The 12578-nt window shown below is 61.8% G+C and carries 11 protein-coding genes and 1 pseudogene; 5 read left to right on the plus strand and 7 right to left on the minus strand.

All coding sequences use genetic code 11. The annotated features are described in order from the left end of the window. Positions 1–369 (plus strand): annotated as a pseudogene (locus ACIREA_RS14915) (RNA-binding protein); the annotation flags it as partial. Positions 370–449: 80 nt separating this feature from the next. Here the strand turns inward: ACIREA_RS14915 and ACIREA_RS14920 are convergent. Then, positions 450–1091, minus strand: a complete 642-nt coding sequence (locus tag ACIREA_RS14920; protein WP_397383078.1) for a hypothetical protein — start codon at positions 1089–1091, stop codon at positions 450–452. Between the two features lie 186 nt (positions 1092–1277). On the opposite strand from ACIREA_RS14920, the gene ACIREA_RS14925 reads away from it, so the two are divergent. Beyond that, complete coding sequence (locus ACIREA_RS14925) at positions 1278–2714, plus strand: AAA family ATPase (protein WP_397383079.1); 1437 nt, start codon at positions 1278–1280, stop codon at positions 2712–2714. Between the two features lie 176 nt (positions 2715–2890). Here the strand turns inward: ACIREA_RS14925 and ACIREA_RS14930 are convergent, their stop codons facing one another. From ACIREA_RS14930 to ACIREA_RS14955, 6 genes are all read right to left on the minus strand, one after another. After that, on the minus strand, positions 2891–4474 hold the full coding sequence (locus ACIREA_RS14930; RefSeq protein ID WP_397383080.1) for an aldehyde dehydrogenase (NADP(+)): 1584 nt from the start codon (positions 4472–4474) through the stop codon (positions 2891–2893). 13 nt (positions 4475–4487) lie between these two features. Next, positions 4488–4784 carry a type II toxin-antitoxin system RelE/ParE family toxin gene (locus ACIREA_RS14935; RefSeq protein ID WP_397383081.1) on the minus strand — a complete coding sequence of 99 codons (297 nt, stop codon included), beginning with the start codon at positions 4782–4784 and terminating at the stop codon, positions 4488–4490. Continuing rightward, positions 4781–4966 carry a hypothetical protein gene (locus ACIREA_RS14940; RefSeq protein WP_397383082.1) on the minus strand — a complete coding sequence of 62 codons (186 nt, stop codon included), beginning with the start codon at positions 4964–4966 and terminating at the stop codon, positions 4781–4783. The genes ACIREA_RS14935 and ACIREA_RS14940 overlap by 4 nt, the downstream gene beginning before the upstream one ends. 66 nt (positions 4967–5032) lie before the next feature. After that, complete coding sequence (locus ACIREA_RS14945) at positions 5033–5206, minus strand: hypothetical protein (protein WP_397383084.1); 174 nt, start codon at positions 5204–5206, stop codon at positions 5033–5035. Between the two features lie 99 nt (positions 5207–5305). Beyond that, positions 5306–6133 carry a fumarylacetoacetate hydrolase family protein gene (locus tag ACIREA_RS14950; protein WP_397383085.1) on the minus strand — a complete coding sequence of 276 codons (828 nt, stop codon included), beginning with the start codon at positions 6131–6133 and terminating at the stop codon, positions 5306–5308. A gap of 43 nt (positions 6134–6176) precedes the next feature. Then, positions 6177–7136 (minus strand): MerR family transcriptional regulator, encoded by a 960-nt coding sequence (locus tag ACIREA_RS14955; protein WP_397383086.1) that lies wholly within the window; start codon positions 7134–7136, stop codon positions 6177–6179. A 98-nt stretch (positions 7137–7234) separates the two neighbouring features. On the opposite strand from ACIREA_RS14955, the gene ACIREA_RS14960 reads away from it, so the two are divergent. From ACIREA_RS14960 to ACIREA_RS14970, 3 genes are all read left to right on the plus strand, one after another. Further along, positions 7235–8671 carry a nucleoside recognition domain-containing protein gene (locus ACIREA_RS14960; protein ID WP_397383087.1) on the plus strand — a complete coding sequence of 479 codons (1437 nt, stop codon included), beginning with the start codon at positions 7235–7237 and terminating at the stop codon, positions 8669–8671. Positions 8672–8739: 68 nt separating this feature from the next. Then, entirely contained in the window at positions 8740–10002 is a 1263-nt protein-coding gene (locus ACIREA_RS14965) for a glutamate racemase (RefSeq protein ID WP_397383088.1), read from the plus strand. 655 nt (positions 10003–10657) lie between these two features. Continuing rightward, positions 10658–12578: beta strand repeat-containing protein (locus ACIREA_RS14970; RefSeq protein ID WP_397383089.1), on the plus strand; the 1921-nt coding region annotated here is incomplete at its 3' end.

Consider the following 12578-nt stretch of genomic DNA (forward strand, 5'->3'; position numbering starts at 1 on the left):
GGCGGCGGTGGTGGTGGCGGTGGCGGCTTCAACAAAGGCGGCGGCCCAGGCACTGGCTTCAAAGGCTACGGTGGTGGTGGCGGCGGCGGCGGATACCAAGGCGGCGGTGGCGGTGGCTTTAAAAAGCCCGGCTTCGGCAGCGGTGGTGGCGGCGGCGGCTTTGGCGGCGGCGGTTTCAAGAAGCCCGGCTTTGGCAGCAAACCCTGGCAGCAGCGTGAAGGCGAAGGCCCAAGCCCCGGCTACGGTGGCGGCGGTGGTGATGACGGCCCACGTCGTGAAGATGCAGGCGGCGGTGGTGGTGGCGGCTTCGGCGGCCCACCCAAGCGCCCCTACGGCGGCGGTGGCGGCGGCTTCAAGAAGAAGTGGTAATCGCTAACAGCCCTTGAGGCTCTTTTGAGGACCCATACGACCTGTCTGAACGGCGGTGCGTCTGGGTCCTTCTCTTTTCGCTATGCCGCAACCCGCTTTTGGTTCTCAATCCATTCTCGTGAGACGGTGGGTTTGAAATTAAAGTCCGGCAGGTGGCGGTCAACCACGGCGAACAGCGAGCTCGCGAGCGCAATCACCACCTCGGTGCATCCCTGGCTTTGGAAATAGCCCACCGACACGTTGTAGGCGGTGATTTTTTCCTTCAGTGCTTTGAGTGCTGCTTCATGCCGCCGGGTCGCCTTGCCACGGATGTCCGCCGCCTCTTTGCGAAAGATCACAGCCAGCTGGGGGTTCGGCCCTGAGAGCGGGCTGCCAACGGTCTCAGTGCGTTCAGCCAGCTGCTCCTGGGCCAGGGCCTTCCGCTCGGCTTTTGCCAGAGCATTCTCTGCAGCGGTGACTTCCTGCTCCTTGAGGAAGAGGTCTTTGAAAATGAACACCAGCGCATCAATGGCACGCCTGGACATGCCTTCCTGCGTCTGAGAAAACGAGTTGAGCCGTTTCACGCTTTCCACCGCTTCCGAGAGTCCCGGCTGCTCCGCCAGTCGTAATGGTCTAAGGCAGAGTACCAGGGTCGGCGAATGCAGAGGGTCACCCGTACGATCTTCCGCCGCACCCGGAATGGCCATCCCCAGCGCCAGTAAAAACAAGAAACTCATTTTCATCAAAGGCAGTAACCCCAAAGGAATTGGATCGTCACAGACAAACTTCCAGATCGTTCGACCGGCTTCACACCACGGGTGGCAGCCGGCCTGCAGGTCTTGAGTTGTACCAAGAAATCATTGGCGGCATGCTTCGTGCGCTCTTAAATCTCAGCAGGATCACCCCGGCGGTGGTCTATCATTAAACCCATGCCAAACTCCACCGCACTCCGCGACGCCCTGACCCAGTCACCGAACAACTTGTCGTTGTTGCTGCTCTACGGTCGCGCGTGCCTTGAGGAACTGCATCTGGACGAGGCGCGTGAGGTCTTCACCCGTGCCCTGGAACAGGACCCGGACCAGACCGACGCCATGCTGGGCATCGCCAAAGTTTTGTTCATGGAGGGAGACACCTCCGGTGCTGCGGTGCGTGCCGAGCGCGTCATCTTTCTGGAGCCCACCAACGCCCAAGCCCACCTGCTGCTGAGCCGTGTGTATCTGAGCGAGGGTGACCGCCCCAAAGCCATCGAGCATTTTGACCGTGCCGCGCAGATCGACGGCACCATGAGTGATCCCGCCCTTGAGCGTGAGCTTGGCCGCACCGCGCGTGATGCCCGCAAAACTGCCCCTACCCCGGCGCCGGAACCTCCCAGCCAGGAACCGCAGATCGCGGGTGGCCCCGATCAGGATGATCTATTCGAAGATCCCTTCGATGACCCGCCCTACGACTGGCGCCCCGAGACCTTCTATGCCCCCGGTGACCCCGAGCGTGGCAACGTCACGTTTGCCGATGTGGGCGGCATGGAAGAACTGAAGGAGGAGATCCGCCTCAAGATCACCTACCCGCTGCAGTTCCCAGATCTCTACAAAGCTTACGGCCGCAAAACCGGCGGCGGCATACTCATTTACGGACCGCCCGGCTGTGGCAAGACTCTCATTCTCCGCGCCGTCGCGGGTGAAGTGCCCTGCAACTACCTGTCCGTCGGTCTGCACGAGATCTTTGATCCCTACTTCGGCAGCACGGAGCGCAACCTGCATCAGATCTTCGAGACCGCCCGCGCCAACGCGCCCTGCGTGCTCGTCTTTGATGACATCGATTCCCTGGCCCAGGACCGCCGCCAGATCCGTGAAAGCCAGATGCGCAATCTGGTGAACCAGTTCCTGCACGAGATGGACGGCATCCGCAGTGAGAACCAGCGCATCCTCGTCATCGGTGCCACGAACCAGCCATGGGCCATTGACCCGGCTTTCCGCCGCCCGGGTCGTTTTGACCAGGCCATCTTCGTCGCCCCGCCGGATGCACCGGCGCGTGCGCAGATCATCGAGCTGCTGGCCAAGGACAAACCCATTGCCGAATTCGACAACACGGAACTGATCGAAGCCACCAACGGTTTCTCCGGAGCCGATTTGAAATGGGTCTTTGACCGCGCCGCCGAACTCGCCCTTTCCGCCGCCATTCACACCGGCCAGCCTGTGCCGATCACGCTTGAGCTGCTGCTTGCAGTGGCTAAAGCTCACTCGCCAAGCACCGCAGAATGGTTTGAAGGCATGCGCACTCATGCGCAGTCGCAGGAGGGTCCGAACAGCATCTTCAACGACATGCGCAAGTTCCTGAACGCGCCTTCGAATACGAAGAAGGAGCGTTGAGCAGGGAAAGCGGGCCGAGGAGGAACGAACGTATCCACCGTTTTCGCGGGCCGGACCGAGGACTGTGGACGAAGCACGTTTTTCACCCCGCGAAAGCGGTGGCTCCGATGCAGGCTTGCGCCTTGCATCTTCGCGACCGCACTCCAAAAACGCTGGCGCTACTCCGGGCGCAGCCCCTAGCGCGTCAGCACGCCATCAACGATGCGCATGGCGCCGCGTGGATTGGCGTCTTTGAGCAGTTCGGGAAGCGCTTCTTCTGGGAAGCCCTGGTAGGAAACGGGACGCACGAAACGGTAGATGCTGCCGGTGCCGATGCTGGTGAAGAAGCTGTGGCTGGCGGCGGGATACGGGCCGCCGTGGTGCATGGAGGGGCAGACTTCGATGCCGGTGGGGAATCCGTTGAAGATGATGCGACCCACTTTGCGCTCCAGCACACGGATGAGCGGGGCGAAATCACGCAGATCCTGTTCGGTGCCCTGAAGGGTGGCGGTGAGCTGGCCTTCGAGGCTGTTTGCATAGCGCAGCATGTCTTCGAGCGTGGCGCATTGAGCGATGATGGAGCACGGGCCAAACACCTCGCGGCGCAGCTCTTCGTTGGCTTCCAGCACATCGATCGTCGTGGTGAAGATGCGGCACGCGGCCTGGGAGGCTGTTTCGCTGGAAGGAGTTTCGGATTCACCGACAAGCTGCAGTCCCTTCACGGTCTGCCACACGGCAGTACCGGCGTCATAGGCTTCGCAGATGCCGCGATGCAGCATCGTCTGCGGGGCCACCTTGCCTGCGAGGGCGGCGGCGTTGCTGATGAACTGGTTCAAATCATCGCCCTTCAGGCCGAGAACGACGGCAGGATTGGTGCAGAACTGACCCACACCCATCGTCACCGAACCCACATAGCCTTCAGCGATTTTCGAGGCACGCTCCTTGAGCGCCCCGGGCAGTACGAAGACCGGATTCACCGAACCCATTTCGGCATACACTGGAATCGGGTGCGGACGGGCGGCGGCCACGTCCATCAGCGCACGACCACCGCGCAGGGAGCCGGTGAAGGCGACGGCCTCGGTGAGAGGGTGCTTGGTCAGCGTGGTGCCGATGTCATTGCCCTTGCCATGAAGCAGCGAGAAACAGCCCGCTGGCAGGCCCACTTTGTGCAGGGCGCTCAGCACCGCACGCGCGAGCATCTCGCAGGTGCCGGGATGTGCGGGGTGGCCTTTAACAACGACTGGGCAGCCAGATGCCAGGGCGCAGACGGAATCCGTGCCGATGACGCCGATGGCGAAAGGGAAATTGCTCGCACCAAACACCACGACGGGACCGATGGGCATCATCACGCGACGCACATCCGGCTTCGGCAGCGGCTGGCGGTCAGGGATGGCATGATCCACGCAGGGATTGGCCCAGGAGCCTTCACGAATCAGGGCCGCGAAGAGCTTGAGCTGGCCAATCGCACGGCCGCGCTCGCCGGTGAGACGGGCCAGGGGCAGCGCGCACTCGGCATGGGCGCGCTCGATCAGCGCATCGCCCAAGGCGGTGATTTCTTCGGCGATCGTGTCGAGCAAGGTCGCACGAGTTTCCGGTGTGGCGAAACGAAGAGCGTCAAAGGCAGCATCCGCCGCCTGCATGGCCTCATCGGCCTCGCGGTGCGTGGCATCGCCAAACGCAGGCTCAAGCTGGGCACTGGTGGTGGGATTGAAGGCGTGAAAAAGGTGGCCGTGGGGAGCCGCCTCGCGGCCCGCGATGTAGTGATGTCCGGTGAGTGTCATGGTTGGGGAGTCTCTAAAAGAGAAATGCGGTTTCGTCCAGCATTCGTGCGCCATGGTAAAAGCGTGCGATGCCGACGGTGTTTTCGTCTTTGTCGCAACGATAAACAATTCGATAGGGATAAACGACGATCTCCCTTGTGATGCCGTCATCCAGCTCTGGAACGATGCGCCCCCGCTCAGGCATATGCGCGAGGGACTCGGCGGCACAGACCAGTTTTTCGCCAAAACGACGGGCGGCCGGTGGATTCTGCATGGGAATGTAGCGAACGATCTCCTTCAAATCGAGCAGCGCGCGTGGCGAGATAATCACCCGACAATCCATGACGACATCAGTTCACGCACGTTCTCAATGGGAATGCCTTCACCTCGTTCCAACTGGTCAAATCCCTCACGAATCCCGGCCACGAACTCAATCTCACGGGCCATGTCCGTAAGCGACATGTCTTCTGGAAGTTTCTCTAGGAGGTCGATGGCGATCTGGCGATTGCTCATAGCTCCAACGTGCCTGATTTAAGTAGCACGGCAATACAAATTCACACCTCAGGTTTTGCTCCACCATCACTTCGGCAGCCGGGCAATGGCAAAGGTGGTCATCCGTTTCATGATCTGAGATTCCGTGGGCGGCAGCGGCACACTCGGTGGCATGGGAAAGCCGGACTTGGATGAGGCGGTGTGCACATTCGAATCGGACTGCAGGGATTCGGCCTGCCAGACCGTCTTGTGAGGTGTCATGGCAGCGCATGACCTCAGACGCGTCCTTAAATCAAATATTCAAATTCGAACCCCATGAAGGGAATGGCGACGCACTGCCGCCATTCCACGAGTGTGCCCCTACGCCATCGGATTCACCAGCGTGCCGATGCCGTCGATGGTGATGCTGATGATGTCGCCGCTTTGCAGGGTGAATTCATCTCCGGGGACGATGCCGGTGCCGGTCATGAGGAAGGTGCCGGCGGGAAAGGTGTTGTCGCGGAAGAGGAAACCTGCGAGCTCGGCGGGGGTGCGCTTGAGCTGGGACACGGTGGTTTCACCTTCGAAGGCGGCGACTCCGGCGCGATCGATCTGCAAATGAATGCGGGTCGTAGGCGCGGGCGGTTCGTTTTGAATCAGGATGGCCGGGCCGAGTGCGGCGCAGAGCTTGAAGCACTTGGCCTGCGGGAGATAGAGGGGGTTTTCGCCTTCGATGTCGCGGCAGGAAAGGTCATTGCCAACGGTGTAGCCGATGATGTCGCCACGGCTGTTGATGCACAGCGTCAGCTCGGGCTCGGGCACCATCCATTTGGAGTCGCTGCGCAGGTGCATGGCCTGACCTGGGTGCGCGACGCGCTGGGGGGTGGCCTTGAAGAAGATCTCGGGGCGCTCCGCCGCATACACACGGTCATAAAAGCTGCCGCCACCGGCGTCTTTGCTTTCCTCCATCCGTGCGGTGCGGCTGCGGAAGTAGGTGACGCCTGCGGCCCACACTTCCTGGGAAACGATGGGAGCGAGAATGGTCTCCGGCGCGGGGGCTTCCACCACCGGTGTCGTCGAGGCAATCTGGGAGAGATAGGCGGAGAGGCCCACGACTTCCAGAAGTGCATCCCAGTTCTTTTCAGGCACGGCGTGCCATGCAGTTGGGGTCTGAATGAAGTTGCCGGTGGAGGTACGGTATAAAAGCATGAGAAAAGGACACTAGAGAAAGTCAGCCCTCATGCAACTTGGCTCACGCCTGATTCTTGCATAAAGCTTCGTCCAAGCCGTGGAGGCAACTGACCCATTGAACAGCGATGTCAGGCAGCTCGGCACGGTAGCTTGCCGCCGCGCGACCGCCTACGATGAGGCGCATGGCAGTAGGCAGCAGTTCGCGCATGCGGCGCAGCTTTTCCACGATGATGGAGCAGCCCTCAGGATACACCAGGCTCAGCGCCACCGCCGTGGCATGCCGGGCGATGGCGCATGCGGCGATCTCTTCCACAGGCAAGTTGGGGCCAAGGTAGGTCACGTACCAGCCCAGATCCCGTGCAGAGGCGGCCACGAGCAAAGCACCTAACTCGTGCACTTCCCCCGCAGGGGTGGCAACCACGAGCTCCGGCGCATTCAGAGGCGTCTGACTGCCGGGCACCGGGGTGAGAAGCATCTCGCGAATAATCGCCGTGGCAATGTGTTCATGGCTCGGACGCAGCGCCCCCTGTTGCCAGCTGTTGCCCATCTCGATGATCAGCGGGCAGATGACCTGATGCAGCATGCCGCGCTGGCCGAGCTGCATGCGCGCCTGCAAAAGCACCTGGCGCACCCCTTCGCAATCGTAGCGCTTCGAGGCGGAGATGGCGTTGTCGACATACTGCGCCGGCTCCATCGGCGGGCTCTGCGGTGAGATACTATATGCGGGAACGGGCGCGGTGGGATCTGCGGGGAGGGTGGGTACCGGCCGTGCGACGGGTACGGTGCCCTGGGCCAGGTCCTCAAGCTCTGCCGTGGAGAGCCGGGCCACACCGCCAATGCGGTGACCATTCTCCGTGAGAGTCTTCAGCAGCTTCAGCCTCTTCACGGCTTCCTCACAATACATGCGACGGTTCGTGCCGGTGCGGCTGGGGCTCAGGGCACTGTAGCGACGCTCCCAGATGCGGATCACATGCTGGCTGAGGCCGCTGAGCTTGCTGGCGAGCTGGATAGGACAAGGCATGAACAAATGTATGGGAGTTGCCACTTGAGGCTGGCGCAGAAACGTTTACGCATTACCGCCGCTTCTGGCTACTACGTTGTCACATTTTCCACTACGACATGCTGAACTACATCTGGGCCACCCTTCTTTTCATCGGACTTCTCGTCGCCGGCCTGGTCGGCCGCGTTTCTGGAGACGCCAGTGTCATCGACGCCGCGATGAAAGGCGCTGAAAAGGCCGTCATGGGCATCGCCCTGCCGCTGGCGGGCATGATGATGTTCTGGCTGGGGGTGCTGCGCCTGCTGGAAAAGGCGGGCGTGCTGGAGGCCGTGGTGCGCCTGCTCTCTCCCCTGCTCCGCCGCCTTTTCCCCGATGTGCCCACGGGACACCCGGCCATGAGCGCCATGGTGATGAACCTTTCCGCCAACATGCTGGGCCTCTCCAACAACGCGACGCCGCTGGGGCTGAAGGCCATGGGCCACCTGCAGGAACTGAACCCGCACAAGCAGAGCGCCAGCAATGCGATGATCACCTTCCTGGCCCTGAACACCGGGGCCTTCACGCTGATCCCGATGACGGCGATGAATTTCCTCAACGCCGCAGGGGTCAGCCACAGTTTCCGCGTCATCGTTCCCACCATTCTTGCGACTGCCTGCGCGTCGGTTGCGGCGGTGATCGCGGCGAAGAGTTTCCAGCGCCTGCCGGGGTTTGTGGCGCAGCCGGATGAATTCATCTCTGAAACGCAGAGCACGGCCGTCAAACCTGCGGGTATCTCCCCCAAGGCGAAGTTCTGGCTCACGCTGCTGGGCACGCTGTTCATCGGCGTCTCAGCCTTGGAACTCGGCCCGCCCTCCTGGCGGCAGACGGTGCTGGATCAAACGGGACTTTCCACCGTGCTGGCGAAATCTGCCCAGCGCAAAGCCGAGGCGGAGAAGACGCTGGCCTTGAAGAAGGAGGAAGCGAAAGCCGCCGCCATCGCCGCCGCTGCCACGCAGACGAAAGTGGAGCCGCCCGTGTGGCGTCGTGTCATGGATGGGGCATCCGGCCTCGCCATTCCAGCCATCCTGATCCTCGCCGTGAGCGTGGCCTGGGCACGCGGGGTCAAGGTGTATGAAGAATTTGTGGATGGTGCGAAGGAGGGCTTTCAGGTAGCGGTGCGCATCATGCCCTACCTCGTGGCCATGCTGGCTGTGCTGGCGATATTGCGAGAGTCCGGGGCGTTTCAATTGCTGGAATACCTGCTCGCGCCACTGCTGAACATGCTCGGCTTCCCGGTCGAATTGCTCTCGCTTGCGCTGATGCGCCCCCTCAGCGGCTCCGGCGCGCAGGGCATTCTCAATGAGATCCTCACGCGGCCTGATTTGAGCGAGATGGTGAAGTTTACCGCAGGCATCCTGTATGGCTCCACCGAGACGACTTTTTACGTGCTGACCGTGTATTTCGGCAGCGTCGGCATCCGCCGCTTCCGCCATGCTCTCGTGGCCGGTCTTACCGCCGACTTCATCGGCATGGTGGCCGCCGTGTTCTTTGGGCGGCTGCTGTTTGCGTTTACGTGAGGCTCACACGTGCAATGAATTGGCATGCTTGCTGCGTATAGCTCCACCCCTTCGTCGCCAGCTTTCCCATGAAAACCCTCACCGCGCTGCTCCTGCTCGCCGTCGCAGTTCACGCCGCAGATCTTGTCGAACACGCGCGGGCCCATGCCGATGGCAAAGCTGCCTTCAGTTTCGATGCCAGCGCCTGGAGCGAGGCCGAGGCCACGCGCCACCTGCCGATTGGCGTGTTTGATTCTGGCATCGGCGGACTCACGGTGCTGGAGGCCCTGCTGAAGCTGGATGCTTTTCATAATGACACGCTGCAGCCCGGTGCGGATGGGGTGCCGGACTTCGCGCAGGAGCGCTTCATCTACTTTGGCGACCAGGCGAACATGCCCTATGGGAACTACTCTGCGGTGAACCGCACGGACTACCTGCGTGAGCTGATCGTGAAGGATGCGGTCTTTCTGCTGGGCCGCCGCGCGTGGCCTGCGAAGGGCGGCGAACCGAAGTATGACAAGCCGCCGGTGAAGGCCATCGTCATCGCCTGCAACACGGCGACGGCTTATGGACTTGAAGAGATCCGCAAGGCCATGGCGGCATGGAAGGTGCCGGTGATCGTGGTGGGCGTGGTGGAGGCTGGTGCTCGGGGTGTTTTGGAATCCAAGGGGACGGGTGGCATCGGTGTACTGGCCACCCTCGGCACGTGCGCGAGCAAGGTGTATCCGCGAACCATCGCCAGCACGCTGGGACGCGCAGGGCAGAGCGTGCCGGTCATCGCGCAGCAGGGCAGCGCCACGCTGGCGGGGGCCATTGAAGGAGATGCCGCGTTTCCTGATTCGGTATCGGCGTATTCTATGAAAGAGGCACGCGCTTTGGCGGAGGCTTATCGCGCGGAGAAACCCACGGCACCGCTGCAAACGATTGTGCTCGGCTGCACGCACTACCCGCTGGCCCAGGAGGAGATCGACACAGCATTCACGGCGCTGCGCCAGGAGGATGCGTTTCGTGATCTTATTTCCGAACAACGCAAGTTTGTGAATCCTGCTGAAGCGACGGCACGCGAGCTGTTTCGTGAACTGGCGCAGGCGAAGCTGCGACTGAAGTCCGGTGAGAAATGCGTCTTGGAACAAGGACAGTTTTACCTCTCCGTGCCGCGTGTTGAAGAAGTGGGCATCCAGCTCTCCGGTGATGGCAGCCTGGACAAGGACTACAAGTACTCGCGCAGCCCCGGCCACCTGGACTTTGAGGATACGAAAAACGTGCCGCTGACGACGGAGCTGATTCCGGTGAACAGCGCGAAGCTGGTGAAGGAGAGACTGCCTGCGGTGTGGAAGAGTTTGGGCAAGTGAGGTGGGCGATGTTTTTTGAGATGGCCGTGCGGATTTGATGCCACTGTTTTTTGCATGCGCCCCCGCGCATTACCTGCACCCCAAATCGAGGGATCAAGATGATCCCCCTGCGTCGGCAGGCTCTGGAGGAGAGGGATCGTCCCGATCCCTCACGCGTGCGCAGCGCCCAGCGGGAAGTGAAATCAGTGATGGCAGCGGGGCACCGGCGGTGAGTATCAATTCCCATCGGAGTAGTAGGGTTCAGGGTCACAGGTTCACTACCTATATATAGGTAGTGAACCTGTGACCCTGAACCCGCGAAGGGCCATGAGGGCCAAATGACCCCAATTTGGCCCTCGTGACCCTGACCCTGTGACATCAACGGCGGAAATATAGTCCCGTGGTTGTTCCAGCCCTCCGGGCTTGGCACAGTGTGGAGAGTGGACGGTTTCGCGGAGAGACAGCTCTCTGGCACTCCATGCGACATTGTCGGAAATGAGTTTCGCAGAATGCCGAACCTGTTGAAGCGCAAACGCTTATGCGGCGGTCCCGTGTGACGATCTTGTTGTTTGAGTAAATTCTTGGAATCGCGATGTAGGCGTGCCGCAAATCCCCCCCTCAATGCTGGCTTCGAGTCTTGCCCCCAAGACCGGAACCGCACGCGGCGTCATCCCTCATGAAAAAATCCCCCCTCACCCGGGCTTGGAAGTCCACGCCCGCGAACCGCCGCCAACTTCAAACCTGGCTCTCCTGGGGCACAGGTCTGGCACTGGTTTTATGCACCGCTGAGATCAGGGCGCAGTCATCCGTCTGGAACACTGGCTCTGACAACTGGAGCAACGCGGCCAGCTGGCTGCCGGCCATGGCGCCTGTGAGCGGCACCTCGACGGTGGTGACTTTTGGCGGGAGTTCCAGTTACACCGCGACGAATGACCTCAGTGGGACGTTTCAGTTTAACCGCCTGCTGTTCAACAACAGCGCAGGCACGGTCACACTCGCAGGTAATGCGCTCAACGTGGTCAATCCGCTCAATGGCAACACGGTGCTGCCCACGCTGGCGCTCACGGGCGCGGGGAACGCCACGATCTCTGCACCGATGACCTGGAGCGGCGAGACGACGGTGACGAACTCCGGCTCCGGCACACTGCTTTTCAATGGCAACCAGACCTACAACAACGGCACCAAGCAGACCTTCATCAACAGCGGCACCGGCACGATCACGCTGGCGGACGCGGTCGTTTTTGCCAACACCGGCGGCGTGAATGGCGGTGGCAGCGTGCTGAACCTGATCAACAACAACAGCGCGACGGGCAGTTTCAACGTGGGCAACTTTGCCAACACCATGGGGACCGCAACCAATCCATTCTACCTTAACATCGGCGGCACCGGCACCGTGCGCTTTTCCGGCAACACAGGCGGGGACCTTTTTGGTGGTGCTGCGATACTGACTGTGCAGAGCGGCGCGACGTTTGACTTCAATGGCAACGGCGAAGGCATGGGTGCCATCGCCGGTGCAGGGACCATCGCCATGACTTCAGCCGCCAGCATCACCACCTCGCTGGCGGGTTACTATGTCTTCTCCGGAAAACTGACGGGATCGGGTGCTCTGGCGGTGTCTTCTACAGGCACGGAAACACTGGTGCTCTCGGGCTCCACGAGCAACTACACCGGCACGACTTCCGTGCTGGGCGGCACCCTGATCGTCTCGGCCAATGCCCCCAGCGGCAGCGCCGGTGCATTGGGCAATGCCATCACCGGTGTGCTGGTGGGCAACACGAGCGGCGCTGTTTCAGCCAGGCTGCTGATGGACACCGAGGGAGTGACGATCGGCCGCAACATCATCCTGCAATCTGGCAACACCGGCACCGCCACGGTGGGCGGGCTCAACACTTCTGGCACGGTGACCTACAGCGGCAGCATCACGCTGGGCAGCGGCAGTGCTGCAGCCAAGGGGCTCACTCTTTACTCGGCCAGCGGCGGCACGGTGCAGATCTCCGGCAACCTGCTGCGCGCGGTCTCGGCCACGGGCACCACGGACACACTCACGGTCACCGGGGGTGGCACGGTGGTTTTGCAGGGCAGCGGCAACACCTTCACAGGCGGCACGACGGTCAGCGGCGGCACGCTGCTGCTGGACCACTCCGTGTCCAACAACGCCAAGCTCAGCAGCACGGCGGCACTGACTCTGACCGGCGGCTCGCTCAGCCTCAGTGGCAGCAGCACGGCGGCCTCCACGCAGACGGTGAATGGTCTCACACTGGGCAACAACGCCGCACCGCTGGGCGGCAGCGGGCAGATCAAGGTGACCAGTGGCACGGATCAAAACGCCACGCTCAATCTAGGTGCGATCACGCGCAACACGGGAGCCACGGTGGATTTTTCCACCGTCAACAACGGCACGGGAGTGGCCAGCATCACGACGACCACGGCAAACACTGCCAGTGGCATCCTGGGCGGTTATGCCACCTACAAGCTCGATGACTGGGCGGTGAATGACGGCGCAGGAAACATCACGGCGCTGGCGGCAGGCAGCTACACCACGTCTTTTGGCAGCGGCCTGGCCACGAGCCTGAGCGGAAGCACCGCGCTGGCCAGCG

It is taken from the genome of Prosthecobacter sp. (assembly GCF_044373815.1).
Taxonomy (GTDB): Bacteria; Verrucomicrobiota; Verrucomicrobiia; order Verrucomicrobiales; family Verrucomicrobiaceae; genus Prosthecobacter.

Bases quoted from the DNA above. Each gene is read 5' to 3' on its own strand.
- ACIREA_RS14920 (WP_397383078.1), bottom strand. From the start codon at position 1,091: ATGAAAATGAGTTTCTTGTTTTTACTGGCGCTGGGGATGGCCATTCCG.
- ACIREA_RS14925 (WP_397383079.1), top strand. From the start codon at position 1,278: ATGCCAAACTCCACCGCACTCCGCGACGCCCTGACCCAGTCACCGAAC.
- ACIREA_RS14930 (WP_397383080.1), bottom strand. From the start codon at position 4,474: ATGACACTCACCGGACATCACTACATCGCGGGCCGCGAGGCGGCTCCC.
- ACIREA_RS14940 (WP_397383082.1), bottom strand. From the start codon at position 4,966: ATGAGCAATCGCCAGATCGCCATCGACCTCCTAGAGAAACTTCCAGAA.
- ACIREA_RS14945 (WP_397383084.1), bottom strand. From the start codon at position 5,206: ATGACACCTCACAAGACGGTCTGGCAGGCCGAATCCCTGCAGTCCGAT.
- ACIREA_RS14950 (WP_397383085.1), bottom strand. From the start codon at position 6,133: ATGCTTTTATACCGTACCTCCACCGGCAACTTCATTCAGACCCCAACT.
- ACIREA_RS14955 (WP_397383086.1), bottom strand. From the start codon at position 7,136: ATGCCTTGTCCTATCCAGCTCGCCAGCAAGCTCAGCGGCCTCAGCCAG.
- ACIREA_RS14960 (WP_397383087.1), top strand. From the start codon at position 7,235: ATGCTGAACTACATCTGGGCCACCCTTCTTTTCATCGGACTTCTCGTC.
- ACIREA_RS14965 (WP_397383088.1), top strand. From the start codon at position 8,740: ATGAAAACCCTCACCGCGCTGCTCCTGCTCGCCGTCGCAGTTCACGCC.